A 24,968-nucleotide genomic window follows, 5' to 3' on the forward strand; every position below is an offset into this window, starting at 1 on the left:
GGCTATTCCTTGAGGTCGTCGATGGTGTGGGTAGTGCGGAGTCGGCGGCGGGCCGTTTTCAGAGCGCGGCAGGCCTCGCACGCGTCGCGTTGGCTGAGGCGCCACAGGCCCCCGCCGACTGCGGCGAGGACGAAGATGCCGAGCAGGACGGTGAGTCCGCCGATGACTCCGATGACGTACGTCTGGCCGGGGGTGAGGATCGCCATCACGTGCCGCCCCTGCCAGTGCGTCGGTCGCGGTAGGTGGCCCACAGGGAGGCCCCAGCGAGCGCCACGCCACCGATGAGGAGGGCGACCGCCCAGAGGGTGAGTTCGCGGTAGGCCATGTCGGCGGCGCCGACCAGGCAGGCCAGCGACAGCAGCCTGCAGAACCAGGTGTCGGACAGGCCGAAGGCGAGGCCGACTGTGGCGGCCAGGACGATGCCGCTGGCCACGGCGATCAGGATGGGCACTGGGCTTCCTCGGATTCATGGTGGTCGGTGGGAGGGCTGCCGAAGATCGCCTCGTACGCGTTGGCGGCCCGCTGGTTGGCCTGCCGCAGGAGCCGGTCTGCGAGGTGTGCGCCTGCGACGCAGCCGGGCATGCCGCAGCCCGGCGTGGCGTTGCCTTCCGGGTCGCGGCCGTAGTGCAGGCGGAACGCGATCCGGTAGACCGTCTCCTGCTTGCTGTGGGACCGGATGAGGGGAACACCGCTCGATGTGTGTGCGCCGGTCCATCGCAGGTGTCCGCCCTCGACGGGCTCGGTGCCTGCGCGGTAGACGTCGTCCGCAGCCTGGTTCTGCGGACGCCCCCGGGACGGTGCGGGGAGTTTGAGGGCTTCGCGGGTGAGCCGGACTGTCTTGGGGCTGACGTTCAGGGCCTCGGCGATGGCTCTCTGGGTGTGGGTCCCGGCCCGGAGCATGGCGGCGATGTCGGTGCGGATCTTCATGACGCCTCTGCGTTGATCGCGGCGACATCTTCTTGCCGCTTCGTCGCCAGGTGGGCGCGGTTGAGGCGATCGCGGCGGACCTCATTACTCCAGCACCCCGGGTCGACGCGCTCGCCGAGCCACAGGTGCCGCAGCAGCGCGGTGTAGGTGCCGCAGTTGGGCGCCTCGCCGGTGAACACGAGGGCGGGCTTGTCGCTGTGGCCGGGGGCATCAGCGTCGAGGCGCCAGCGTTCTGGTCCGGTGAGTCCCGCGACGACACCGTCCCGCCGGTCACGGGCAACCCCAGCCTCCAGACGCTTGACGTTGGCGAGGCACTCGGCGCGCACGGGGCAGCGCACCGCACAGATGAGCCGTGCCTCGTGCTCGGTCGCCCTGTCGATGAACAGATCTGGGTCCATATCGCGGCACGCCATGCGCGCCATCCAGTCGTGGCGGCGGGCCGCGGTGTCGGGGATCGATCCGGTGTAGCCCATGGGTCACTCCGCGGCCGTCCTGCTGCCCTGGGGCAGCTTGCGGATGCTGGCAGTGGTGTCGCCGTAGCGGACCATGTCGCGCAGACGTCCGGTGGGCCGGAAGCGGGCGACGTTATGCGCGGCGACGGTCAGCGTTTCGCCGGTCGCGATGTTCATCGCCTTGCTCGGCTTGCGAATGCGGGTCTCGAACGTGCCGAAGTTGGAGACGCTGAACGGCTCGCCGGCGGCCAGGGTGCGGGCGATGGCGTCGAGGGTGGCCCATACGGCGTCCTCGGCCTCCGAGTCGGTCAGGCCGGTGTCGTTGGCAACGATCGCGGCGAGCTGACGAACGTTCACAGATACTCCTCGGGTGGGCGCGGGGCCGGAGCTGGCCCCGCGCCGGGATTGGTCAGGGGCAGGTGGGGTCCTGGCGGACGACGGCGATCGCGGCGCGTTCCAAGTAGTCGGCGGCGGCGCGGAGGCGTACGGGGTCGTCAGCGAAGCGACCGAGGCCGAGGTTGCACGAGGTGCAGAGCAACCCCCGTACTTCTCCGGTCTCGTGACAGTGATCGACGGGCATGCTCCGTCCGGTCACCTCAGGGCGTTTACAGATGGCGCACACTCCACCCTGGGCTTGAAAGAGGGCCGCATACTGTTCGGCGTCCATGCCATAGCCAGCGAGAACGCGCTCACGGATGCGAACCTGTTCCCGGCCAATGCGCCGGGCGCGGGAGGTCCGGCGATAGGCACTGACCTTGTCCGGGTTCTTCCGGCTCCAGTCCTTCACCTTCGCCATGACCCGCTCGCGATTCGCCTCATACCAGGCCCGCTTCTTCGCCTTCTCGCAGTCCAGGCAGTAGCGCACGCGGGACTTGCGTCCCTTAGGGAGCCGAAACTGTTCCAGTGGTTTCACAGCTCCGCAGTCGTGGCACTCCTTGGTCACTTCGTGCACCTCGGGTCATCGGGCACGACCGCGATGGAGCCGTACGCGTTGTCGCCGTGGTAGAGCACATAGACCCTGTTCGGTCCGTCGCACTTGGTGGCGGCGTTGGAGAAGCCGTCGGGCATGCGGATCAGGTCCGCGGGCTGGCCGTTGTCGTGGCCGGAGCGCGGGGCGTCCTTGAACGGCTCCGCGTACTTGCTGCTGCATCCGGTCGCGACGAGGGCCACGGCGGCGGCGACGGCCGCCAGGGCGAGGCGGGTGGACTTCTTCATGGGGTGCTCCAGCCGTTGAGGTGCGGGTGGTTCGGGGCGCCGCACCGGCAGGGGTGCGGTTGCATGCAGGTCGGGCAGTTCTCCAGGGCGGTCGTGGCCCGGGGCGTGGGGCTGGTGTTCATCGCAGGACGCCCTTCACACGGGCCTGAGACAGCCAGGCGCCGAACTCCTTGGTGATGCCGTCGTAGACCACGCTGTCCGGCAGTGCGGACGGCCGGTCTCCGGCGTGGAAGTACGAGGCGTTGTCGACGATGCGGCCGGGGAGATCGCGGAGTCGCTCCAGGAAGCGCACACGCGAGGGGCCAAAACCGCAGAAAGACCAGCGGATGGGCAGCTTGGAGGCCTGCGCGAGCTTGAAGCGCGTCGCGTCGTGGTCCTGCGGGGAACCGTCGGTCTGGAAGATGACCAGGGCCGGGTCGCTGGCGCCGGAGCTCTGGTAGTGCTCGATGACGGCCTGCATGGCGATCGTGTAGTAGGTGCCGCCCATAGTCAGCTCGCCACCGTGGAGCCGGTGCTGCTCGGCGACGACGCCCTGATACCGGTCGAGGCTGATCTCCACGAGCGGGTAGGGCTGCGAGTCGAACATGACCAGCGGCACCTTGCCGTCGTCGTCCAGGTTCACGGACAGGCCGAGCGCCTGGTCCGCGAGATGCTGCACACTGCCGTTCCGGTAGTAGTCCCTCATGGAGTACGACCGGTCCACGACCAGGTACACGGCGGTGCGCTGGCCGGTCAGGCCGCGCTTTTCCAGCGACACGGCGGCCGACTTGGCGAGCGAGACGAGTCCGGACGGGACGCCCGTGAGCGGCGGAGCCTGAGGCGGCACGGCAACGAGTTGGGGCGGATCGGGCTTCTTGAATCGGTGGAACATGGGTCTTTCTCCTTGCTGTGGTGGTGCCGCCCGCCGCCGGGGCCGGTGTCACCCGGCGGCGGGCGGGTCTGGTTAGGCGCTGGCGCGCCAGGCGGTAGCGGTCTGGTTGGCGAACTCCTGCATCTCGTCGGGAAGGGCGCTCGCGTCGTCGGCCGGGGACGGTCCGGGCACCAGCGGCCGGATGGCATGCGCGTTGTTGAGGGCAGCCTTGAGCGCGGTATTCGCTTCGCGGAGCTGGTCCCTGTCGCACACCTGCTCTTCGAGCTCGGCGATGCGCAGGTCGGCCTTCTCCAGCGCGGCCTTGAAGTCGTTCCGTTCAACCGTGGTGGCGTCGAGCTCGCTGGCGAGGCCGATCAGCTTGCACGCCAGTTCGTCGGCGGCCGCCGTGCTGCGGGCGGCCTCGGCGCGCAGCACGGCCCGGGGTACGACGTATCGGTGCGCGCCGCGGCCGGCCGGGGCCAGGTGATAGGCGACGACCGCTGTGCCGAGCGCGCCGACGGAGAGGAAGACGTAGCCGATCACGCTGTGCCGCCCTTCACGGGCAGTGCGCCGAACGGCTGCGCCGGGTCGAAGGTGGGTCCGCCGGTGGCCTCGCGCAGCTCCCTGTAGGCGCCCTCGTTCGCGGCCTGGAGTTCGGCGAGCCGCTCCTCCAGATGGCGGTTGCGGTCCTCCGCCTTGGCCAGCAGGACACGGAGCCGCTTCGCTTGGGCATCGCTGAGCTTGGTGCGCCAGCGGCGCATGAAGCTGGGGGCGGTCATCCGGTCCTCCGGGCGGTGTCGGTGGTGGCCGCCTCCAGGCGGCGGGAGTAGGCGTCGAGGTCCTCGGTGAGCCCGGACGCGATGGACTCGCGGAAGTCGCGGTTGTGCTGGTCGCTGGGGGCGACGTAGCAGACCCAGAGGTCGGCGCCGTCCTGCGTCACTTCGGTGCGCGCCCGGAAGGCTCCGGCCGGACGGTAGGTGGGCAGCCGCTCGCCGGTGCGGACCTGAAGGGCCGCAGACGTCGCGCTCGCGCCGCTCCCGTACGTCCCTGCGAGGACCCACTGGCCGGGCATCTGCCGGGCCTGCTGGGCGGCGTGCTGGTGGTCGGTGCGCGCCTTCACGGTGTGGCCGCTCACAGCCGCTCACCTCGCAGGCTGGCCGTGGCGTCGGTCGGTTCGAGGGGTGTGAGCATGCGGTGGCCCTCGAAAGGCTCGCGGGGCAGCAACTCGCCCTGGCCGTCCGGCGTGGGCACGGGCCGCGGGTTCGGGTCGGGGTCGTCCTCGCCCCGAAACTCGGTGCACGTGTAGTCGGCGAAGATCTCCTGCTCTTCGGTCTGCGTGAGCCACTCGGCCGGTCGCTTGTCCATGAGCGCCACGAGGATGAGCGGGCAGCCGTTGCCGTCATCGCCCTGTCGGGCCGGCTTGTCGTGGATGCAGCGATCGCAGTTCTTCGCCGACCAGACTTCCCACTGGGAGCTGTTGGAGAAGGTCGACTCGTCGCGGGCGGCCGCGAAGGCCTCGTCGTAGGTGCGCATCAGCGGTCTCCATCCCGCAGGCCAGCGGGCAGCCGCACGAGATGCTCGCGCAGGACGCCGGTGGCCACGTCGTAGTCCTGGGCGCGGGACCAGTTGGCCTGCGGGAAGGCGTCGCGCAGGACGATCGCCGCCTGGTGGTGAAGGCCGCCTTCGTGCAGGGGCACTTCCCGCCCGTTGCGTCCGATGACCAGGGCCACCCACCGCTTGCCCTGCGGCCAGCGGACGCGGGTGATGCGGATCTCCTTCACGCTGCGGCCGACCAGGATGTACAGCCGCTCGTCCAGTGCGGACCGTGTGGCGGCGTCCGCCTGGAACTGTCCGGTCTTGGAGCTCACGCCGCACCGCCAGGGTGGAAGCAGCCGCGGACGTCGGCCATCAGGCGGTCGTACTTGGCGATGGTGCGCGGCGACCAGCGGTGCTCGGGACCGTGGGCATCGCGGAACCAGGCGTCGCAGGCCGCGAGTAGCAGCTGCTCGCGGTCCGTGTCGCGGGCCAGGGCGCCGCCGTCGGCGGGGGTGACCGCCTCGGGGTGCGCGGCGGCCAGGCAGGCGAACGCGTCCTCGAGGGCCGGGGCTTCCAGCGCGTGCCGGTCCGGGTCGTCCAGGGGCAGCGCGTCGTGCAGTTGCGTGAAGTACGCCGTCTGCACGCGGCGGAAGTGCCGCAACTGGAAGGTGTTCCAGCGCTCGCGCAGGCCGGTGAGCGGGTGGTGCGGGATGGTGCGACGGGCGACGTGCAGCGTGGCCATCGCCATCATCTCCCTCGGTCAGTCGGTGTCGGTGTCGGTGTGGTGAAGGGCTGCGCGTACGGCGGCGGCCCCGCGGTGTGCGGTCTCGGGTGCGGGCGGGTGCCGGCGTTGGCGCCATGGCTCCGGTGTGGCGGCGAGCAGGTCGGGTGGTTCGGCGTCGGGGTCGGCGATCATCTGGGCGACGGCGACGAGGACGCGGGGCCAGCTCATGTCCGTGTTGCGGGCCTGGGCGAGGACGTCGCGGAGCTGGTCGATGGACCAGTCCGGGCGCGCGGCTGCTGCGAGCGCGAGCAGCTGCCCAGTGGCAGGCCGGGGAACGTCGTTCATCCGGGCCTCCCCAGCAGCTCGGCAGGCGGATGCGGTGGATGGGCGCCAGCGAGTTCGGCGCAGGCCTTGCACGGGGCGCCCGTGTAGCGCATGACACCGCCGTCGCAGTCGGCGAGGCCGCAGTCGGACCGGCGCAGCTTCGGCGGCCGCAGGGCCGCGCCGAGCAGCCAGCGGCCCGGGTCGCGGATGTCCTCGGTGGACGCGAACCGGAACTCCAGTCGGGCCCGCAGGACTTCGCCGTCGGTGCCTGCGTTGAGCTGGCGGCCGATCTCCCGCGCCAGCTCCCGCACCACGTACGGCGACAGCCCGGCCAGCAGCGGCTTCACGGGTTCGATGACTCGCCAGATCCGCGGAGCGAGACTCAGCTGTGGCCCCGTGTACGGGTGGCGGAACGTGGGCGGAAGCGGAGGGTTTTCCACAGCCGCTCGCGCTACTACCTGATCTCGCCTACGGCGGATGGAACCACCGGCCCGCGGATCATCAGGTGAGTCAGTCTGGTGGTGTTCCTTAGACGCGAGGGATCCCTCACCAAGATCCCCACCCGATCCCTCTCCAGAGTCCGCAGTCAGCACGGCGTGGGTCGGCTCGTCGTGGACGGTGTAGAGGTGGCGGCCGCGGTACCCAGCGCGCCGCTCAACGCTGATCCAGCCGAGCCGTTCCAGGTCGCTCAGGATGCGGCGCACGGAGCGCACGTCGAGCGGTTGGCCGGCCTTCTGTCCGGAGCGGTGGCGCAGCACGCGCGCCAGCTCGGCCAGGGTTATATGAGTGCCAGTCGCGGTGGCGTACGACAAGGCGCAGTAGGCGCGCAGTTGGCGCGGGCTGAGCGACTCGGCGGCGCGGCTGGGCACCCAGGCGCCGTGCTCGGCGCGCGTCGTGGCGCGGATCCGGCGCACGGCCGTCCAGCCGTTGCCGCCCCGGCGGGTGCGCCGCTGGCTCGTCAGTTCCACCACGTCGTCGTCCGGCGCAGGCCGCATGAGCTGCGTGAGCGCGCGTTCGACGGTGGAGCGCGCCAGGCCGAGCAGGCTGGCAAGGTAGGCGACCCCCGCCTCGCAGCCGGTGTCTCGCCGGTCGAGCGCCGCGACCTTGACGTACACGGACACGGTGGAGTCGGCATACGAGCCGACGATCACGCGCAGGGGTACACGTACAGGCTGGGGCATTGGGGTCACCTCCCTTCAGAGCTGGATGGGTTGGGGCAGGGGTGCGTCAGGCGTCGTCGTCGCCGTGATCTCGGGCGGTGTTGAGCACGGCGGTGAGGCCTTCGGACAGGGCCTGCATCTCGTGCCGGACCTCGGTGACCGTCAAGTCAGGTCCGTGGACGAGGCGCTGGGCGTACTCCCGCCAGTGAGCGAGACCGGCACGCAGCCGTGCCGTCTCCAGATAGGCGAGCATTCCGCCGGTCAACCGCAGCGTGTTGTCGGAAAGTTCGAGTTGGCCGTCGTCGTCGAACGTGCCGCGTGCGGTGCGCTGGAGGAAGAGGAAGCGCTGGGCGTCGCGGATGGCGCCTTCCTGCTCCTTGTTCGGCAGCTCCAGGCCGACGATGCGCACCTTTACCGACGGCTTGCCCTCGGTGTTGGGCGCGGGTTCCGTACGCTCGATCGCAGCGAACTCGATGATCGCCATCCGTCGGCTGCCGGGCTGGTCGTACATCGGGCGCACGTGCGGTTCGAGGGCCTCTTGGGCGCTCATCGACACCTTCGCGTCGAACTTGAGGACGGTCACGATGGGTTGCCTTTCGGGACGGGCCAGGTGGCCTTGGCAAGCCGGTCGCGCTGGGCGACGGGCAGGGAGAACTCGGGGGAGCCGAGCCAGTCGAGACCAGCCACGCGAAGCCACCAGGCGTCGCACTGGTTGTCGTCGCCGAACTCGCGGCCGGTGCGCTTGTACGCGGCCATGGCCATAGCGGTCTTGTCAGCCGACGTGCTCCCGGTGGCGTAGGTCTTCAGCACTGTCGGGTTGATCACCGCGTACGGGGTGTCGAAGTCGAGCAGTCGAAGCCGGACCGCCCCGTGGACCATGTGGATGGCCTTGATCGCTGGCCCCTTGAGGCCGGGCGGGGCTTCCTCCATGACGACGAGGTCGCTGGCGTCGCCGAACTCGTGCTCGTCCAGGGCGATGCCGACCTCAGAGACGATCTGCTGGAGGCGGCGGTCGCCGTCCTTCGGATTCGTCTTGATCGTTCGCGTGGTGCCGTCCGGGAGGCAGATACCCGTGGCAGTGATGGACAGGTCCAAGCCGAGGACACGGGGCGCGCTCACCGCGGCTCACCGCCGGTCCCCCGCTGGTCCAGCTCGTCGGCAGTGACCTGGAGGATCTCGGAGATCACCGGGCCGGGCAGATGGTGCATGACGGCGAGCGCGCCAACGGATGCTCCGGCCGCCAGCAGCACGGTCGCTATGTCCTCCGGCGGAACGTCCAGATGCGTGGCGAGTCGGTCGGCGAGGGTGGCCGCGATCTCACCAAGCTTCTGGACTCGCGGGTCCCCAGCGTGGCGGCGCCGGCCTTCGCGTACCACGTCGAGGGCGCCCTGACGTGACCAGTGCTCGGAGGTCATCGCCCTGAAGCCGCGTGCGGTCAACGCCTGCGCGATCGCCTCTTCGGTCTCTCGCTGGTTCACGCTGACTCACCGGCCTCGGTGCCGGGCTGGCGGGTCTTGTGTTCGGGGGTGTTCATCGCGTCTCCAAGACGGGGCGGGTGGCCGTCGGGCCGGAGGCCATGGGGGTTGCCTCCGGCCCGACGTGGTGCCCGTGCGGCGCAGGCAGGGTCTCGGGGGCGGCACAAGGGGAGCGCCCCTCGCCTGCCTTGGCTCCTGCTGCGGCTGTTCGGAGACCGGCAGCAGGCGGCGTTGACGCCGCACGGGTGGCAGGGGGCTCGCTCGAAGCAGGCAGGGTCTCGGGAGCCGGTCTGTCGTTCGGCGCCTCTCCGGCCTTGGCTCCCACGACGGCCGTGCTCTGTCCGGCGGCGGGCGGCTTTGACTTCGAGCGAGCGGTCTGGAACTCGCCCGGAGCAGGGAAGGTCTCCGGGGCCCAGGTACGCGCCAGCCCCTCGCCTCCCTTCGATCCCGCGGCGGCTGTTCGAGGACCGGCTGCAGGTGACGTTGACTCCGGGCGAGTGGTCTTCATGGCAGCTTCACCGTCCGGATCGTGATGCCGGGGGTGGGCGCGGTGCGGACGTGCTCGGCGATCTCGCGCATCTGCTCGGCCCAGCTCGGGGACAGCTCGCGCGGGGTCTGTCCGGCCAGCGCCTTGAGGACGTCGCCGTGCACGGTGTCGAGCGTGGTCACGGGCTGCGGCAGCGCATCGATCTCCAGCAGCCCGAGAGCGGTGTTGTCCGGGTTCCAGCCGGTGAAGACGACCGGCCCGGCGTACGGCTGCACGTTCGCGCCGAGCGCGGCGAGCACGCAGGAGCCGACGACGTTGCGCGGGTATCGCTTCGGGTTGAGCAGGCCGACATCGTTGGCCCAACCGGCGACGGCGAGACGCTCGTCGAGGCGGACCCGGGCCTTGCCTTCCGGCCCGATGACGTCGTCCCACAGCAAGTCGCCGTCGTGGTGCGTGAGTTCGCCGTCCGGGGCGATGACCGCGTACCTCATCGCCGGCCACCCGCTCGTGCGCGGTTGCCGGGCCGGTTCGCTGACACAGCGCTGGTGCGCCGTACCTGGTCGGCGGGCACCCAGACGCCCCAAGTGAACTCGTGCTCGTTTTCCCAGCTGGCGAACACCATCGGCTGGTCGTGCCACTCGCCCTGGAGGCGGACGGCGGACGGCTCGCCGTCGAACATGCCGGGCACGTGGACCGGCTGGTCGAGTGCGACGGTGCCCGCCCGGCCGCAGGCGTGGACGATGCGGGTGCCGACGGGGAACTGCACGGCGAGCTCCGCGAGGTGGGCGCGGTACGTCACCCATTTCGGCCCGTCAGGCACGATGGCGCCCCGGTAGTTGAGCGCGCGGGCGGTCATGACGTGGTCCTCTCTGTGGTGCGGACGGGGGTGCCGAGGTAGCGGGCGCGGACGAACCACTGGCCGCTGTCGGAGCGGACCGCTTGGGCGCGGAAGGAACCGGCGGGCTTGAACGCGTTCACCAGACCCCTGTTGATGCGATAGGCCGCGTTCTTCACCGCGGCGATCGAGCCGTACGGCCCGATCTCGGCGGGCTCGCCCGGTCGCCCGCGCATCTCGGCCGCCCGCTCCTGGTACATGGCCAGCCGGGTATGGGGACCGGCACGCGGCATCCGTGCGACGGGCTCCGGGATGGGCAGGTCGGGCAGCCAGCGGTGATGTGCGGCGACGGATACCGCATGGGCTGCGTTCCGCACGCCGAGGCGGTCGTAGATGCGCTCGGCATGGCGACGGACGCTGTGGTCGGTGACGTTCAGCTTCTGTCCGGCGCTCGCATACGTCGCTCCGCTGGCGAGCAGGGTCAGGATCTCGACCTCCCGCTCGGTCAGCGGGCACGGCGCCGGGAGGTCAGCTGCCGGGCGGTGTGCGGCGATGGCGTCCTCGACGGCCTGGAGGGTGGCGAGGTCGTTGTCGCCGGACGCGGCACCCCACAGGTCCTCGATGAACGCGGCGAGCTGGTCGGCGTCGTACTCAGCTGCCCAGGGGAAGACGCGGTCGTCAACGGTCATGGCGGGCACCGTCCTTGGCGCGCTCCAGCCGCCGGACTTGGTCCTTGAGCCGGGCGATCTCGCCGACGTACCGGGGCAGCGCCTCCCTGGCGAAGGCGATGAACTCGACGACGGTCAGCCGGTCGCTGTCCACCCACGTCTCCAGGAAGCAGATGGGGCCGACCTGATCGGGCAAGCCGTGCTCGCTGGGCTCGACCTCCCAGGGTCCCTTGGGGACGGCAGCGATGATCCGCTGCGTCTCCTTCAGGTACTCGGCGGACAGCGGCTCAGGCATCGCGCTCACCGAACCCGGCGTACGCGCGGGCCTCGCGGAGCACGTCGGCATACAGGTCGACGTGGCCACAGGGGTTCTCCCAGCGGGAGACCGTGTACCACTCGCCGTCCTCGGGGAGTTGCTCGCTGCGCAAGCTGTCCACGCCGCGCGGGCCACCGCAGACGGGACAGACCGCGGGGACGGTGACCGTGCGGATGGTGACTCCGACGTAGGAGGGCCCGGTGCCCCGGTCGCAGACGCGGACGGTCATCGTGGCCAGGGCGTCGTCCGGTTCGGGCGCTTCCTGGGCGTCATCGGCGTCGAGCGCGGCCAGGACCTGGCGGAGGCTCTCGCGAACCGCGCCGAACTCGCCAGCGACGGTAAGGGAGTCGGCGGTTTCCAAGTCGAGTGCCATGGCCTCGGTGAGCGTGCGGCGGGCCTGAACGCGTGCGATGTCGAGCGGCGGAACGAACGCCGACAAGGTCGGCGGTCGGTCGGTGTGTGCGATGCTGGTTTGCATCGGGTCCACCTCTGTTTCCTTCTCAAGGTGATGGGCGGGTGGGCCGAGGGCTCGTCGGGTGCGATCCGGCGGGCCCTCAGTGCTGTCAGGCGGCGGCGCGGGCAGGCTGCCGGGAGGCGGCGCGTTCGGCGGGCGCCTGCGCGTCGATCGCGAGCAGGTCGCGCAGCTGGTCGATGACGTCGGGGGGCGCTGCGGGTGCCGTGTCGGCGATCCGGTTGGTGAAGTCCTCGATGGACTCGCCCGGCTGGATCCGCAGGACCGTTTCGCCGCTCACGACGTGCCCGCTTTGAACTCGCGGTCGGCGCCGCACACGCGGCACTGGGCGCGAAGGATCCCGTTGCGGTGGCCGCAGTTGGTGCACACCCACCGGCATACGGCGTCGATGCGGGCGCGCATTAGGCCACGCTCCGGTGGGGGCGGCGAGCGTCCCGCTGCGCGAGACGAGTTCGGGCACGATGAACGCCAGGGAGTTGGCGCCCCGCCGGTGTCAGACAGGCCTTCTTGGGCTCGGCATCACAGGCCGGACACGGGTACCCGATCGCGGCTCGGACCGACTGGATCACGCCTGTTGTGTCGTCCGAGTCGGGCAGCAGCAGGTCGTGGACCTCACAGCCGAAGATCTCGGCGACCTTTTTGAGGTCCTCGGGTGCGAGCCCGGCCCGCTCCTTCTCGACGTCGCAGATCCGACTTCGGCCCTTGCCGATCCGTCTGGCGAGTTCGGTCTGGGAGAGACCGGCCTCGATCCGCCGACGGCGGAACTCTCGGGGGTCTTCGTTCATGCACTCGAAGGTACGACCTTGTATCAATTTCCACAAGTGGCATGTCCTGAAAACTTCTGGCCTTTGTGAAGGACTCGTGCACGCACTCGCGCTACCTGCCGCTCGTCAATAAAGTTCGAGAAAGTACGAGTGACCACGAGGGGGAGTCATGCCGGAGGAACAGGACCAGGGCCCACCGGGCTACGGAGCACTCATCAAACTCGCGCGCGAAGCGAAGGGCTGGAGCCCGGAGACGGCCGCCGCGAACATGCCCTTCAAGTTCAGCGGGAGCAGCTGGCGGCAGATCGAGGCCGGCTATCGAGGCAAGGACCGCAAGCCGGTGAGCACCAAGCCGTCGACACTGGCGGCCATGGCGCGCACCGTCGGCATGACCGCGGACCGGCTCCAGGAGCATCACGCGGAGGCCGCGGCGATCCTGCGGGAGATGGAGCGCCAGGGCGCCGAACAGGCGCCGCCGATGCCGGAAGTCCTGCGAACCGCACCGCCGCACGTGCGCCGCATGATCCAGGCCGCTCTTGAGGACGTCGACCCCGAGGACCGGGCCGACGTGCTGCGCGAGATGGCAGCTGACTACGAAGCCGCGATGAGGCGTCGAGCCCGGAAGGGCGATTCTCAACAGCCCCGTCGCACGGGATAGTTGCACAGGGTAAAGGTTTGTAACGCTTCAGTCACGTTCCCTGCATATATGCATGACGTCGCGTCACTCCAGGCGCACTATGCATGTCCCGTACATACGCCGACATGTATGGAGCCCGACGCGCACGCAACAGGGGATGGGATATGACCTCGGTCATCGTTGCGGGCGCGCTCGGCGTCATCATGGTCATCTGTGGGGTTCTGTTCTTGCGGCGCCTGCTCGGTGAAGTAGCCGAGCTGAGGCGGCAGATCACACGGTTCGACAGGGAGATGCGCGCCCAGCGAGCCCACGTGAAATTTGTCAGACAGCTCATCGAAGAAGAAGACGAAGACGAAGGAGACGACGACGGCGGTCCGCCCGTGCATGCCGCCGTCGTGAACGGAGAGGGCGCCGGGCTTCCGCCTGGCGCCGCAGCTGGAGTCCAGCCGCAGGCCGGGCCTGAACCTGTCCTGCGCAAAGGGAATCTGGCTCTCTACATCGGCGGCGCCGTCGCCGCCATCGCGACCATCATCACAGCGGCACGCGACGCTCTGCACGCGCACCGCAGCCAGCTCATCGCCACAGTGACCGGGGCCGCCGTCACGGCAGCAGCCACTGTCACCCTGATCACCGTGCAGCCGTGGTCCGACGACGCCAGCCACCAGCCGCCGTCCTCCGCACCGACGGCGGCATCCTCTCCCGGGTACACGCCACCGCCGGGGCCCGGCATCAGCGAAAGCCCCAGCGCCTCCCCGGGCAAGTCCGCGCCAGCGGGTCCACAGCCGACCCAATCGCCGGGCCCGGCAGGAGAGGAGCTGATAGCCGCAGACCGGGCCAGCACCGGCAAGCCCGGCCGGGGCCACAGGCCGGCCGCGTCGCCCGGCCGCGTCACACCGCCCGGCGCAACGCATTCACCGGGCCCCCGGGCCAAGTCGTCGGGCCAAGGCAGTGCGCCGCCGGGCCAGACGCGCCCGCCGAGTTCCCCCGCCACATCGCGGGGCCATCACATGTGCGTCGGCGTGTCCGCGGAACCCCTGCCGACCCTGGAGGCCTGCCTTACCTGACGGCTAACCGTCCGTGGGCCCTTCTCGGCGCCAGCCGATCCGCTCGGCTGCCGGAAGGGGTCTCCTGCTGGGCGAGGGCATGATGCGTACCTCGCCCAGCAGAGAGGGCGTCAGCAGCCGTGCAGCAATGGCCCGCTGCTTCTCGACGCCAGTTCCCCTCCACCACCGCACCACATCCGTAATGGGCCCGTTGGGAAGCAGCTCGGCGAGCGGGGCCGGGGTCGTCAGCTTCTTCAGCTTCGCCTCCAGCCCGGCCACGTCTGTCTCCAGCTCTTCGATGTCCTTGGTCCGCTGGATTCGCGCGCGTGCCGTCTTCGGCGCCGGCTCGTCCTCCAGCACCTTCAGCTCACCGTTCAGCCTCGCCAGTTCGCCGCGGATGGTCTGAGCCTCCTGCCCCTCCTTGGGGCGATGGCGCAGAGCGGCGTGCCGGTCCGGGCTGGCCAGATACTTCAGAATCGTGCCGAGCACAGGCGCAAGGCGCTGTCCGGTTTCCGGGTCGAACCGGTCCAGGTCCCCGATGATGATGCGGTCGGTCTCCTCCTTCAACACCCACACGTGGCCCTTGGGACCGCACTGGTAGCCAACGAGGTCCCGGGCGCCGGATTTCCTCCGGGTGACCACCACCATCCCGCCGCCGCAGACTCCGCACTTCAACGTCATGGTCAATGCGTGCCTGATGTGCTCGCCCGTGTAGGTGCGCCGCGAAGGCTCGGCGAGGATCTTCTGAGCGCGGTCGAAGAGTTGCCGGGACACGACCGGAGTCCAGCCCTCCCACTGAATCGGCACGATCTTCCCGTTGTGTTTGCGCAGCCCCGCGTACGCCGGACGGAGCAGCATCGAGCGAAGGTTCTGCGGGCTGAACGGGATGCCGGGCACCATCTCCCCGTCCACCATCCGGTCCCGGCTGAGAATGCCCCGCTCCTCCCAGTCCCTGGCGATGGCGTACATCGGCTCCGGCAGGGCGCATCCATCGCCCTCGGCTGGGCGCACGTACAGCAGCGGGACGTCCTCGTCGCCGAGCTGGTTGTCGTCGGCTCCCGCCACCCGGACGAACAGCTCCGCGATGAGCGGCCCTTCCTCGCGGTGCGGGTACTGGGCGACGGGCCGGGGCCGGCGGTCGATTACCTCGTAGTCGCGTGCGTACCCGAACGGCACCTGTCCCTGCGGGCGGCCCTCGCGGGCAGCGGAGTTCAGGCCGCGAAGGGTCCGCTTGGACAGGCGGCGGGCTTCTCGCTCGGCGTCGGCGATGCCGGAGATCAGCTCGTGCCGGTCGTTGTAGTTGGCGGGGTTGTACGACGGCCGCTCGTGGCTGGTGATGTGGATCAGATAGCCGCGTGTCTCGCACAGGTCGATGATCTCCACGCCGCGGCCGGTCTCACGGGCCAGGCGGGAGATCTCCCACAGCACCAGCACATCGCCCGGCTTACCGAACGCTCCGGTCTTCAGGTCGGCGAGCAGCTTCTCGAAGTCGTCGCGCTGCTTGCGGGCGAACTTGCTGGCCGACCCGGTGTCCGTGTACGGCTCAGCCCACGTCCACGGCCCGAACTCCTGCTCGGCGTCGAGGTTGTCGGTGTGCTGGTCCCGGATGCTGCGCGCGGTGCGGCCCTTGCCCTTGGATACGCGCAGGTACTCCCGCGCGGACCGTGTCATGACGTCGATCGCCGTCGCCTCAACTGCCGTCAGAACGGCCATGCTTGCCCTCCCCTTGCCGGACTACCCTCCGAGAGTACAACGAACAAGGCATAACCGTGATGAGCGACCTTGAGAACATCCACCGCTCCGAGCTCAGCGGCCGCCGGCGATCTCAACAGGGCCCGCTGGGCCGGGGGTTCGAGGTCGCCGAGCAACAGCAGCCGCAGTCCGGCGGACCGTACGATCAGGGCGACACTCGCGTCGTTCGGGCCGTCCGGCGTCGGGGCCGGGCTCGGGGGCGGCCACAACACCCGCCACTCGAGGCTTCCCGTGCGCCGCCGCTCCCCCGCCACGGCCCGCGTCACGGGGATGTGCCGTGTCGCCGCCTCCCCTCGTACGAACTCGACCTGGTCCGGCGGCTCTTCGAAGCCGGTCGTCTCGATCGCGCCCACCGAACGCCCGCGCAGCACGCCGGGCAGCCCCGCGACGTGATCGGCGTGGAAGTGCGTCAGTACGACGAGCGGAATCCTGGTGATGCCGAGCGTGCTCAGGCAGCGGTCGACCAACAACGGATCGGGCCCCGCGTCCACCACCACCGCTACGCCGTCGCCCGCCGAGAGCACCGTCGCGTCCCCCTGCCCCACGTCACACATCGCGAACCGCCAGCCGGGCGGTGGCCACCCCGTGATCACTCTGGCGAGAGGCGGTGGTTGCACCACGACCAGCAGGAACAGCAGCACACAGACGCCACTCAGCCACGGATGTCTCAGGAGCCGTCGCCCCACGAGCACGACCACCGCGGTGCCGAGAGCGAGCAGCAGCGCCCCCGTCCAGCTGCCCGGCCAGTCCACTCCCCCTCCAGGCAGAGCCGCCCCGGCACGCGCAATGTCCGCGATCCACCGGGCGGGCCAACTCGCGCACCACGCCAGGGCCTTGGCGACGGGCATCGCCACTGAGGCCGTCGCCAGTGTCGCGAAGCCCAGGACCGTGGCCGGCGCGACGGCGATCTCCGCGAGCAGATTGCACGGCACCGCCACCAGGCTCACCCGAGCCGACAGGACGGCTACCACCGGCGCGCACAGGGCCTGCGCCGCGGCGGCCGCGGCGAGCGCCTCGGCCAGACGCGGCGGCACGCGTCGCCTCTGGAGCGCCGCGCTCCACCGCGGGGCGAGGGTGAGCAGGGCGCCGGTCGCCAGGACGGAGAGCAGGAAGCCGTAACTGCGGGCCAGCCACGGGTCGTACAGCACCAGCAGCAGGACGGCCGTGGCCAGCGCGGGAATCAGCGATCTGCGGCGCCCGGTCGCGATGGCGAGCAGCGCGATCGATCCGCAGGCCGCGGCCCGCAGCACACTCGGATCCGGGCGACAAACGATCACGAACGCGAGCGTGAGCACTCCGCCGAACAGCGCCGTCGCCCGGAGCGGAACACCGAGCCGCGGTGCGAGACCCCGCCGCTCGGCGCGCTGGGCCAGGCCCGGCGGTCCGATGAACAGGGCGAGCAGGATCGTGAAATTCCCGCCGCTGACAGCCAGGAGATGCGTGAGATCGGTCGCCTTGAACGCGTCGTCCAGCTCCGGTGTTACTCGCGTGGTGTCCCCCACGACCAGCCCGGGCAGCAGCGACCGCGCGTCCGTCTCCAACCCGTCGGTCGCCTTCCGCAGGCCTTCACGTAACCGACCGGCGAACCGCTGCGACGCGGACGGCTCTCCCACCACCTCGGGCGGCGCGCCGCCCGACACTCGCAGAACGGCCGCGATGTCATCGCCGTCCGACAGGGCGGGCACGAGCCGCGCCGACACCCGCAGCCGCGTGGACGGCAGCAGCGACAACCAGGGTGAACCCTCAGGACCGCCGACGGAGAGCTGAGGCGAACCCCTTGGCGAGCGCGCGTCGACGATCACCAGCACCGGCGCGCGTGTCGCCACGGCCGTCCCGTCCGCTCGCGTCACCCGCCTGACCTCCGCGTCCAGCAGCACGGCCGTCGGAGCCATGCGATCCCCCTTGATCCGGGGCCGGGTGAGCCGCGGATCGGAGGTGATCTCCACCTCTGCCGTCACACAGGCGAACTGCCCTGCCAGGGAAGGAACGGGTCCGCGTCGCAGATCCGCCCCGTGCAACCCCGCCGAGGCCGCGGCCGCGGCGACACAGAGCAGCGCTGCCGCAACGGAGGCCCGACGCCACGAACCCGCCGCCTGTCCCCCGTGTCGCTTCGCACCGGGCGCCCCTCTCCGCCCTGTCACCAGCAGCACGCCGGCCACGACCAGCGAAACCGCGACCACACCCGTGACCCAGCTGGGCGAGGCGCCCACCGTCGCAGCAGCCGTCACCCAGGCCGCCAGAGCGGGCGGCACGAGCCGGAGATCCGTCGGTCCTTCCTCCCGGGGATGCGAGGCCCCCAACCGCTTGCCCGAGGCGGCATGCACCGGGCGTCGGCTCGCGGCGCCGGGGATGCTCGGGCGGTTCGGCACGGCGCGCTCCGGCACGTCGGGATCCTCCGGACCACTTGGCGTCTTCGTATCCCCTGACCCTCTTCCCGTCTTCGTCTCCGCCGGCCCTCTTGGCGCCTGCGTCTCCGCCGACCCTCTCGGCGCCTTGACCTCGCCCGGCCCTCTTTCCGCCTTCGTCTCCCCCGACCCTCTCGGCGCCTTGACCTCGCCCGGCCCTCTTTCCGCCTTCGTCTCCCCCGCCTGCTTTGCCTCCTCCGACTGCTTTGTCCCTTCCGGCACCTTGGCCATTTCTGGCACCTCCGGCCCGGTCATGGCCGCACCAGATTCCGAAGATCGGAGAACCGGCGATCCCCGATTCCATTCACCTCGCGAAGCTCGTCGACCGAGCGGAAGCCGCCGTGCTGGGTGCGGTAGTCGATGATGTGCTGGGCCAGGACGGGGCCGACGCCCGGGAGACTGTCGAGTTGGTCCACTGTGGCCGTGTTGAGCGCGACCGGAGCGGAGGGTGCCACGCCGGCAGCGGATCCCCCTGGGCCGACGGAGCCCGTCCCGCCTGTGCCTGATCCCGCGACAGGCGCGGGAGCACCAACCACGATCTGTTCGCCGTCCATGAGGAGGCGCGCGCGGTTGAGACCATCGGTGTTCGCGCCGGGGCGGACCCCGCCCGCCGCGCGCAGCGCGTCCGCGACGCGGGAACCGGACGGCAACCGTTGGAGCCCAGGGCTGCGCACCTTGCCGCTGACGTCCACGACGATCGCGGTCCCTGCCGCGCCAACGGGGCTCGGTGCTCCGGCCGAGGCATCCGGTCCCGCGCCCGACGGCTCCCCCTGTCCGGCCCTTCCGCCGTAGGGAGGCACCGCCCGCACCACCTCGGGGGCCCGGACCGACTGAGTCCTGCCGACCCAGAAGTGCTGCACCGCGAAGACCGCGGCGACGACCAGCAGCACAGTGAGTGCGGCCACGCTCTTGCGCTCAAGACCGCACCTCGACTGCAGCCACAGCGGCATCCGCTCCCGCACGGCAGGGCCGACCCGGTCCCGCCAGGCCGCCCCCGAACCCGCCGTACTCGAAGCGACGTCAGCGTGCGCGTCCGTGTCCGTGGGCGTGTTTGTGTCCGTGGGCGCGTTTGTGTGCGCGTCCGTGGGCGTGTACGTGTCCACGTGGGTGTGCGTGTCCGCGTTCGCGTTCGCGATAGGCGCCGCACCCCTGTCCGGTGCGTCCCGGTCCGCGGCCACGGCACCGCTGACCCGGGAGCCGCCAGAGCCCAGCAACCCGCGGGCCCAGGCCCCTTCAGAGCCCGGCGCCCCCGACGTCCACGACTCTTCAGGATTCACCACGCCACGTGCCCGGGCGCGAGCAGAGCTCAAGCGCCCGTGGCCCCGGGCGCCACCAGGCCTCAGCGTCCCGTGTACGCCGGCGCCGTCAGTCCTCGGCCTTTCGCGTGCTCCGGCGCCATCAGGATGCAGTCCCCCACCCGCCGTTGACCCGCCGCGCCCCAAGGCCTCGCCGACCCTGTTCTCCGGTCTCCACACATCGGCAACGCCCAACCCCACCGCGGTGCTCGCCCGCGGCCCGTCTCCCACATCCCTGTCCGCCCCCGGCGGTCCGTTCCCCAACTCATGCCGTTCTCCGGCTCTTTCGGCGAAGAGTGCCTCCGCGCGGAGCCGGAGGGCCTCGGCCGATGCCTCGTGGCGTCGGGCCCGGCTGCGCGGGTGGCGGCGGCGATGGCGGATGCGGCCGTCGGAGACGGGGCCGCGACCCGGACCGCTGGTGGGTGTGGCTGTGCGTGAAGATGATCGAAGTGCCATGCGACGAGGGTCGGGCATCTCGGCGCTTTCGCGATGATCTTGCTCAATTCCAGTGGGCTACCGCCCAATTGTGGATAACTCCGCCACCCACATGAGTGATGCGCGGGCTCACCGAGGCGAGACGACCGCCCCCAGCAGCCCGGGCCCCGTGTGCGCCCCAATCACCGCGCCGACCTCGCTGACATGCAGATCGGCCAGGCCAGGAACGCGCTCCCGCAACCGGTCCGCGAGAGCCGAGGCCCGATCAGGGGCGGCCAAGTGGTGGACGGCGATGTCGACCTGGGCGCCGCCGGCTCGCTCGGCCACGATCTCCTCCAGCCGGGCGATCGCCTTGGACGCCGTCCGTACCTTCTCCAGGAGTTCGATGCGGCCGTCGTCCAGCTGCAGCAGCGGCTTCACCGCGAGCGCGGAGCCCAGCAGCGCCTGCGCGGCCCCGATCCGGCCGCCGCGGCGCAGATAGTCGAGGGTGTCGACGTAGAAGTACGCGGAGGTGCCCGCGGCCCGCTTCTCCGCGGCCGTGACCGCTTCATCGATGGTGCCGCCGGACTCCGCGGACTGAGCCGCGGACAGGGCGCAGAACCCTAGGGCCATCGCGACCATCCCGGTGTCCACCACCCGCACGGGCACCGGAGCCTCACGTGCCGCGAGTACCGCGGCGTCGTATGTGCCCGAGAACTCGGACGACAGATGGAGGGAGACAATGCCGGAGGCGCCGGACTCGGCAACCTTGCGGTAGGTCGCGGCGAAGAGCTCGGGGCTGGGCCGGGACGTCGTGACGGGACGCCGCTTCTGCAGCGCCTGGGCCAGGGAGCGGGCCGAGATCTCGGTGCCCTCTTCAAGTGCCTGGTCACCGAGGACCACGGTCAGGGGCACCGCTGTGATGCCGTGACGCTCCATCGTCCGCGGCGGCAGGTAGGCCGTTGAATCGGTGACGATCGCGACATGGCGGGACATGAGCTGGAGGTTACCTGTCGGGGCGGGCGGGCGGCAGCCCGGCCCCTCCCACCTGCGGCTGGAGCGGCCGGATCAAGTCGTGCTTTCGGGACGGGGCTTCTTCTGCCAGGGGTAGGCGGGGCGTCGGCCCGGAGGCGTGATGGCGGCGCGCGTCGGCTCCTCGGCCGTCCGGGACTCCGGGCTGTCCGGCCAGGTCTGCCCGCCGGAAGTGGCCGCGTCCGGCGTCGGCGCCTCGGGCCAGGAAGCCGCCGGCTTCGGCTCGGTCGTCCAGTGCCGCAGTGCGCCGGCCTCCACGTCTATCTGGGCGCTCAGCGAGTCCAGGTCGTCGTCCGCGAAGCGGCGAGCCCGGTCGCGCGCGGCCCAGCGCAGCGAGTCCGCCGACTGCGTGATCCGCTCGGTGCGCTCGCGCAGTCCGGGCAGCCGCGAGGCGAGCGCGCCCCGGTCGGGTTCGGTCTCCAGGCGCTTGAGCTCGTCGTCCAGTTCGTGCCCGTGCACGCTGAGCCGCTCGAAGAGGCCCAGGGACTCCTTCAGCGACTCGTCCTCCGCCACGCCCGCGTGCAGCGCGTCCTGCGTGGCCCGCATCGAGGTGCGCAGCTTCAGGCGGAGCTGGGCCAGCTCGCCCAGCGGGCCCGGCTGGGCAAGAGTCTTGGCGCGCAGCGTGGTGTCCTCGACCGTGCGTCGCGCCTGCGAGATCGTGCGGTCCACACCGCGCTTGGCGGCACCCATCACCTTCACCGTGGCATACGCGCCCAGCACCACGAACAGCAGGAAGAGCAGGGCGACAACTGTGATCAAGGTTCCCACCACGCTCCTCCTCCAACCGGCCGCGACAGCTGCCGCCGCGCTCTTCAACGGTAAACGCTGCGGGCAGGTTCGGAGTTCCGGAAGAACCCCGAACCTGCCCGTAGGGGACTACCCCGAGGCGGCCGCTCCCGGACAGACCGAGTCGGCCACGCCCGGACGGACGCGGCGGCCGAGCCGAAGCCCACCCGCCACGCTCACCAGCCGAAACGGCTATGCGGTAACGATGTTCACCAGCTTCGGCGCCCGCACGATCACCTTGCGGATCCCCGCGCCACCCAGCGCCGCGACGACCTTCTCGTCGGCCAGCGCGACCTTCTCCAGTTCCTCGTCGGAGACCGACGGGGAGACCTCCAGGCGCGCCTTGACCTTGCCCTTGATCTGCACGACGCAGGTCACGGTCTCGTCCACGACGTACGCCGGGTCGGCGACCGGGAAGTCCTCGTGAACGACCGAGTCGGTGTGGCCCAGCTTGCGCCACAGTTCCTCGGCGATGTGCGGGGCCAGCGGCGCGATCAGCAGCACCAGAGCCTCGGCGACCGTCCGCGACACCGGACCGCTCGCCTTGGTCAGGTGGTTGTTCAGCTCGGTGACCTTGGCGATGGCGGTGTTGAACCGCATGCCCTCCAGGTCCTGGCGTACGCCGTCGATGGCCTTGTGCAGAGCACGCAGCGTCTCCTCGTCCGGCTCGGAATCGACGACCGTGACCTGACCGGTCGCCTCGTCGACGACGTTGCGCCACAGCCGCTGCAGCAGCCGGAACTGGCCCACCACCGCGCGCGTGTCCCACGGCCGGGACACGTCCAGGGGACCCATCGCCATCTCGTACAGGCGCAGCGTGTCCGCACCGTACTCGGCGCAGATCTCGTCCGGAGTGACCGCGTTCTTCAGGGACTTGCCCATCTTGCCCAGCAGCCGGGAGACCTTCTCGCCCTGGTAGTAGTACGCGCCGTCGCGCTCCTCGACCTCGGCGGCGGGCACCGCGATGCCACGGCTGTCGCGGTACACGTAGGCCTGGATCATGCCCTGGTTGAACAGCTTGTGGAACGGCTCGGCCGAGGAGACGTGCCCCAGGTCGAACAGGACCTTCGACCAGAAGCGCGCGTACAGGAGGTGCAGCACGGCGTGCTCGGCGCCGCCGACGTACAGGTCGACGCCACCGTGCGGCCGGCCCTCGCGCGGGCCCATCCAGTACTGTTCGATGGCCGGGTCGACCAGCTTCTGGTCGTTGTGCGGGTCCAGGTAGCGCAGCTCGTACCAGCAGGAGCCGGCCCAGTTGGGCATGGTGTTGGTCTCGCGGCGGTACTTCTGCGGACCACGGCCGTCGCCCAGGTCCAGGGTGACGTCGACCCAGTCCTCGTTGCGGGACAGCGGCGTCTCCGGGGACGTGTTCGCGTCGTCCGGGTCGAAGGTGCGGGGCGAGTAGTCCTCGACCTCCGGCAGCTCCAGGGGCAGCCCCGACTCGGGCAGCGCGTGCGCGATGCCGTCCTCGTCGTAGACGATCGGGAAGGGCTCGCCCCAGTAGCGCTGGCGGCTGAACAGCCAGTCACGCAGCCGGAAGTTGACCGTGCCCTCGCCGATGCCCTTGCGCTCCAGCCACTCCGTGATGCGCGCCTTGGCGTCGACGACGCCCAGGCCGTCCAGGGAGACCTCGTCACTGGAGGAGTTGACGATCTTCGCGTCGTACGAGGCGAAGGCGTCGTCCCAGGTCGACGCGTCCGTGCCGCGGTCGTCGGAGGGCTCCACGACGCACCGCATCGGCAGCTCGAAGGCGCGCGCGAACGCGAAGTCGCGGGTGTCGTGCGCCGGGACGGCCATGATCGCGCCGGTGCCGTAGCCCATCAGTACGTAGTCGGCGATGAAGACGGGGATCTGCTCGCCGTTGACCGGGTTGGTCGCGAACGCGCCGGTGAAGACACCGGTCTTGTCCTTGGCCTCGGCCTGGCGCTCCACGTCGGACTTCGAGGCGGCCTGCGCGCGATAGGCGGCGACGGCCTGGGCCGGGGTCGCGTGGCCGCCCGTCCAGACCTCGTGGGTGTTCTCGGGCCAGGCGGCCGGGGTGAACTTCTCGACCAGCGGATGCTCGGGCGCCAGCACCATGTAGGTCGCCCCGAACAGGGTGTCCTGGCGCGTCGTGAAGACCGTGATCGCTTCGCCGTCGATCGGGAAGTCGACGCGGGCGCCCTCGGAGCGGCCGATCCAGTTGCGCTGCTGCAGCTTGATGGCCTCGGGCCAGTCCAGCGCATCCAGGTCGTCCAGCAGCCGGTCGGCGTACGCCGTGATCCTCATGTTCCACTGGCGCAGCTTGGCCTTGAAGACGGGGAAGTTGCCGCGCTCGGAACGGCCGTCGGCGGTGACCTCCTCGTTGGCCAGTACGGTGCCCAGTCCGGGACACCAGTTGACGGGCGCGTCGGAGGCGTACGCCAGTCGGTATCCGCTCAGGACGTCGGCTCGCTCGGCGGCGCTCAGCTCGTTCCACGCGCGCGTGGTGCCGTCGATGGCCGGTACGGCACGCTCACCGCTCTCGAGCTGGGCGACCAGCTCGGAGACCGGACGGGCCTTCTTGGCCTCGTCGTCGTACCAGGAGTTGAAGATCTGCAGGAAGATCCACTGGGTCCACTTGTAGTAGTCCGGGTCGATCGTGGCGAACGACCGGCGCTTGTCGTGACCCAGGCCCAGCGCGCGCAGCTGGACCTTCATGTTCTCGATGTTGGCCTCGGTGGACACGCGCGGGTGCGTGCCCGTCTGCACGGCGTACTGCTCGGCGGGCAGGCCGAAGGCGTCGAAGCCCAGGGTGTGCAGGACATTGTGGCCGGTCATCCGCTGGAATCGGGCGAATACATCGGTGGCGATGTAGCCCAGGGGGTGACCGACGTGCAGGCCCGCACCGGAGGGGTACGGGAACATGTCCATGATGAACTTCTTGGGCTTGGCGACCAACCCGGCGTCCCCGGCCAGGTCACCGCTCGGGTTCGGCGCCTCGTACGTGCCCTCGGCGTCCCAGAAGTCCTGCCAGCGTGCCTCGATCTCAGCGGCCAGGGCGGCCGTGTAGCGGTGCGGCGCTGCCATCTCGGCGGTGGCAGCGGTAGTCGTCTCGCTCATGATCCTCAAAGCTCCATCGATCGTCTCTGCCAGCGGCTGCGACATTCAAGAAACGAAAAATCCCCTCGCACAGGAGGGGACGCCGCGCCGATTCCGACCACGATTCTTCAGCGGTCGGGACTGATCAGCGCGGCTCGCTAAGCAGAAGGCGTACGGCACGCATGGCGTCAGGGTACCGCAGCCCCCACGGGCGCCGCGACGAGCTTGCCGGGGACCGTTCGGCACGCCGTGCCACCCCTCCGAGCGCCACGCGATCACCGGAAAATCTGAACAATATTCAAAAGTTACTTCGCGTAACGGACGCTAAGGGACAACACA

34 protein-coding genes are annotated in these 24,968 nt (G+C 70.4%); 2 read left to right on the top strand and 32 right to left on the bottom strand.

Annotated elements, in window-relative coordinates; all coding sequences use genetic code 11:
- Positions 1–2: 2 nt before the first annotated feature.
- From OG390_RS17385 to OG390_RS17510, 26 genes are all read right to left on the bottom strand, one after another.
- A complete protein-coding gene (locus OG390_RS17385; protein WP_406168949.1) occupies positions 3–206 on the bottom strand; it encodes a hypothetical protein in 204 nt (67 codons plus the stop codon).
- Positions 206–451, bottom strand: a complete 246-nt coding sequence (locus OG390_RS17390; protein WP_406168951.1) for a hypothetical protein — start codon at positions 449–451, stop codon at positions 206–208. Before OG390_RS17390 ends, OG390_RS17385 begins: the two co-directional genes overlap by 1 nt.
- On the bottom strand, positions 439–927 hold the full coding sequence (locus OG390_RS17395) for a hypothetical protein (RefSeq protein ID WP_406168953.1): 489 nt from the start codon (positions 925–927) through the stop codon (positions 439–441). The genes OG390_RS17390 and OG390_RS17395 overlap by 13 nt, the downstream gene beginning before the upstream one ends.
- Complete coding sequence (locus tag OG390_RS17400; protein WP_406168955.1) at positions 924–1,400, bottom strand: WhiB family transcriptional regulator; 477 nt, start codon at positions 1,398–1,400, stop codon at positions 924–926. The genes OG390_RS17395 and OG390_RS17400 overlap by 4 nt, the downstream gene beginning before the upstream one ends.
- A 3-nt stretch (positions 1,401–1,403) precedes the next feature.
- Positions 1,404–1,736, bottom strand: a complete 333-nt coding sequence (locus OG390_RS17405) for an HU family DNA-binding protein (protein ID WP_406168957.1) — start codon at positions 1,734–1,736, stop codon at positions 1,404–1,406.
- Positions 1,737–1,788: 52 nt separating this feature from the next.
- The gene (locus OG390_RS17410; protein ID WP_406168959.1) at positions 1,789–2,244 is read right to left on the bottom strand and encodes an endonuclease VII domain-containing protein; all 456 of its coding nucleotides are present in this window, start codon (positions 2,242–2,244) and stop codon (positions 1,789–1,791) included.
- A 74-nt stretch (positions 2,245–2,318) separates the two neighbouring features.
- Positions 2,319–2,594 carry a hypothetical protein gene (locus tag OG390_RS17415; protein WP_406168961.1) on the bottom strand — a complete coding sequence of 92 codons (276 nt, stop codon included), beginning with the start codon at positions 2,592–2,594 and terminating at the stop codon, positions 2,319–2,321.
- Between the two features lie 118 nt (positions 2,595–2,712).
- Positions 2,713–3,465 carry a VWA domain-containing protein gene (locus OG390_RS17420; RefSeq protein ID WP_406168963.1) on the bottom strand — a complete coding sequence of 251 codons (753 nt, stop codon included), beginning with the start codon at positions 3,463–3,465 and terminating at the stop codon, positions 2,713–2,715.
- A 72-nt stretch (positions 3,466–3,537) separates the two neighbouring features.
- The gene (locus tag OG390_RS17425; protein WP_406168965.1) at positions 3,538–3,987 is read right to left on the bottom strand and encodes a hypothetical protein; all 450 of its coding nucleotides are present in this window, start codon (positions 3,985–3,987) and stop codon (positions 3,538–3,540) included.
- Complete coding sequence (locus OG390_RS17430) at positions 3,984–4,223, bottom strand: hypothetical protein (RefSeq protein ID WP_406168967.1); 240 nt, start codon at positions 4,221–4,223, stop codon at positions 3,984–3,986. The genes OG390_RS17425 and OG390_RS17430 overlap by 4 nt, the downstream gene beginning before the upstream one ends.
- A complete protein-coding gene (locus OG390_RS17435) occupies positions 4,220–4,579 on the bottom strand; it encodes a hypothetical protein (RefSeq protein WP_406168969.1) in 360 nt (119 codons plus the stop codon). The genes OG390_RS17430 and OG390_RS17435 overlap by 4 nt, the downstream gene beginning before the upstream one ends.
- Complete coding sequence (locus OG390_RS17440) at positions 4,576–4,977, bottom strand: hypothetical protein (RefSeq protein WP_406168971.1); 402 nt, start codon at positions 4,975–4,977, stop codon at positions 4,576–4,578. Before OG390_RS17440 ends, OG390_RS17435 begins: the two co-directional genes overlap by 4 nt.
- Positions 4,977–5,312 (bottom strand): hypothetical protein, encoded by a 336-nt coding sequence (locus tag OG390_RS17445; protein ID WP_406168972.1) that lies wholly within the window; start codon positions 5,310–5,312, stop codon positions 4,977–4,979. Before OG390_RS17445 ends, OG390_RS17440 begins: the two co-directional genes overlap by 1 nt.
- On the bottom strand, positions 5,309–5,722 hold the full coding sequence (locus OG390_RS17450) for a hypothetical protein (RefSeq protein ID WP_406168973.1): 414 nt from the start codon (positions 5,720–5,722) through the stop codon (positions 5,309–5,311). Before OG390_RS17450 ends, OG390_RS17445 begins: the two co-directional genes overlap by 4 nt.
- Before the next feature lie 18 nt (positions 5,723–5,740).
- Complete coding sequence (locus tag OG390_RS17455) at positions 5,741–6,049, bottom strand: hypothetical protein (RefSeq protein WP_406168975.1); 309 nt, start codon at positions 6,047–6,049, stop codon at positions 5,741–5,743.
- Complete coding sequence (locus OG390_RS17460) at positions 6,046–7,209, bottom strand: hypothetical protein (protein WP_406168977.1); 1,164 nt, start codon at positions 7,207–7,209, stop codon at positions 6,046–6,048. The genes OG390_RS17455 and OG390_RS17460 overlap by 4 nt, the downstream gene beginning before the upstream one ends.
- Before the next feature lie 46 nt (positions 7,210–7,255).
- A complete protein-coding gene (locus tag OG390_RS17465; RefSeq protein ID WP_406168979.1) occupies positions 7,256–7,771 on the bottom strand; it encodes a hypothetical protein in 516 nt (171 codons plus the stop codon).
- Positions 7,768–8,307, bottom strand: coding sequence for a Holliday junction endonuclease (locus OG390_RS17470; protein WP_406168980.1), 540 nt, complete (start codon positions 8,305–8,307; stop codon positions 7,768–7,770). The genes OG390_RS17465 and OG390_RS17470 overlap by 4 nt, the downstream gene beginning before the upstream one ends.
- On the bottom strand, positions 8,304–8,666 hold the full coding sequence (locus tag OG390_RS17475) for a hypothetical protein (protein ID WP_406168982.1): 363 nt from the start codon (positions 8,664–8,666) through the stop codon (positions 8,304–8,306). Before OG390_RS17475 ends, OG390_RS17470 begins: the two co-directional genes overlap by 4 nt.
- Positions 8,667–9,167: 501 nt before the next feature.
- Positions 9,168–9,641: a hypothetical protein gene (locus tag OG390_RS17480; protein ID WP_406168984.1), complete on the bottom strand. Its 474-nt coding sequence runs from the start codon at positions 9,639–9,641 to the stop codon at positions 9,168–9,170.
- A complete protein-coding gene (locus OG390_RS17485) occupies positions 9,638–10,006 on the bottom strand; it encodes a hypothetical protein (RefSeq protein WP_406168986.1) in 369 nt (122 codons plus the stop codon). Before OG390_RS17485 ends, OG390_RS17480 begins: the two co-directional genes overlap by 4 nt.
- A complete protein-coding gene (locus tag OG390_RS17490; RefSeq protein ID WP_406168987.1) occupies positions 10,003–10,674 on the bottom strand; it encodes a helix-turn-helix transcriptional regulator in 672 nt (223 codons plus the stop codon). Before OG390_RS17490 ends, OG390_RS17485 begins: the two co-directional genes overlap by 4 nt.
- Entirely contained in the window at positions 10,664–10,948 is a 285-nt protein-coding gene (locus tag OG390_RS17495) for a hypothetical protein (RefSeq protein WP_406168988.1), read from the bottom strand. Before OG390_RS17495 ends, OG390_RS17490 begins: the two co-directional genes overlap by 11 nt.
- Positions 10,941–11,447, bottom strand: coding sequence for a hypothetical protein (locus tag OG390_RS17500; protein WP_406168989.1), 507 nt, complete (start codon positions 11,445–11,447; stop codon positions 10,941–10,943). Before OG390_RS17500 ends, OG390_RS17495 begins: the two co-directional genes overlap by 8 nt.
- 85 nt (positions 11,448–11,532) lie before the next feature.
- Complete coding sequence (locus OG390_RS17505; RefSeq protein WP_406168991.1) at positions 11,533–11,721, bottom strand: hypothetical protein; 189 nt, start codon at positions 11,719–11,721, stop codon at positions 11,533–11,535.
- Between the two features lie 121 nt (positions 11,722–11,842).
- The gene (locus tag OG390_RS17510; RefSeq protein ID WP_406168993.1) at positions 11,843–12,226 is read right to left on the bottom strand and encodes a helix-turn-helix transcriptional regulator; all 384 of its coding nucleotides are present in this window, start codon (positions 12,224–12,226) and stop codon (positions 11,843–11,845) included.
- A 148-nt stretch (positions 12,227–12,374) separates the two neighbouring features.
- On the opposite strand from OG390_RS17510, the gene OG390_RS17515 reads away from it, so the two are divergent.
- The gene (locus OG390_RS17515) at positions 12,375–12,863 is read left to right on the top strand and encodes a hypothetical protein (protein ID WP_406168994.1); all 489 of its coding nucleotides are present in this window, start codon (positions 12,375–12,377) and stop codon (positions 12,861–12,863) included.
- Positions 12,864–13,006: 143 nt separating this feature from the next.
- Entirely contained in the window at positions 13,007–13,906 is a 900-nt protein-coding gene (locus OG390_RS17520; RefSeq protein ID WP_406168996.1) for a hypothetical protein, read from the top strand.
- Between the two features lie 3 nt (positions 13,907–13,909).
- Here OG390_RS17520 and OG390_RS17525 read toward each other — a convergent pair whose 3' ends face one another.
- From OG390_RS17525 to leuS, 6 genes are all read right to left on the bottom strand, one after another.
- Complete coding sequence (locus OG390_RS17525; protein ID WP_406168998.1) at positions 13,910–15,598, bottom strand: recombinase family protein; 1,689 nt, start codon at positions 15,596–15,598, stop codon at positions 13,910–13,912.
- Entirely contained in the window at positions 15,586–18,021 is a 2,436-nt protein-coding gene (locus OG390_RS17530; RefSeq protein ID WP_406169000.1) for a ComEC/Rec2 family competence protein, read from the bottom strand. The genes OG390_RS17525 and OG390_RS17530 overlap by 13 nt, the downstream gene beginning before the upstream one ends.
- A 272-nt stretch (positions 18,022–18,293) precedes the next feature.
- The gene (locus tag OG390_RS17535; protein WP_406169002.1) at positions 18,294–19,145 is read right to left on the bottom strand and encodes a helix-hairpin-helix domain-containing protein; all 852 of its coding nucleotides are present in this window, start codon (positions 19,143–19,145) and stop codon (positions 18,294–18,296) included.
- A gap of 756 nt (positions 19,146–19,901) precedes the next feature.
- The gene (locus tag OG390_RS17540; protein WP_406169004.1) at positions 19,902–20,747 is read right to left on the bottom strand and encodes a DegV family protein; all 846 of its coding nucleotides are present in this window, start codon (positions 20,745–20,747) and stop codon (positions 19,902–19,904) included.
- Positions 20,748–20,819: 72 nt separating this feature from the next.
- Complete coding sequence (locus tag OG390_RS17545; protein WP_406177717.1) at positions 20,820–21,542, bottom strand: hypothetical protein; 723 nt, start codon at positions 21,540–21,542, stop codon at positions 20,820–20,822.
- A 219-nt stretch (positions 21,543–21,761) separates the two neighbouring features.
- Positions 21,762–24,650, bottom strand: a complete 2,889-nt coding sequence (gene leuS / locus OG390_RS17550) for a leucine--tRNA ligase (RefSeq protein WP_406169006.1) — start codon at positions 24,648–24,650, stop codon at positions 21,762–21,764.
- Positions 24,651–24,968: the final 318 nt, after the last annotated feature.

Source organism: Streptomyces sp. NBC_00996 (genome assembly GCF_045162675.1).
GTDB lineage: Bacteria > Actinomycetota > Actinomycetes > Streptomycetales > Streptomycetaceae > Streptomyces.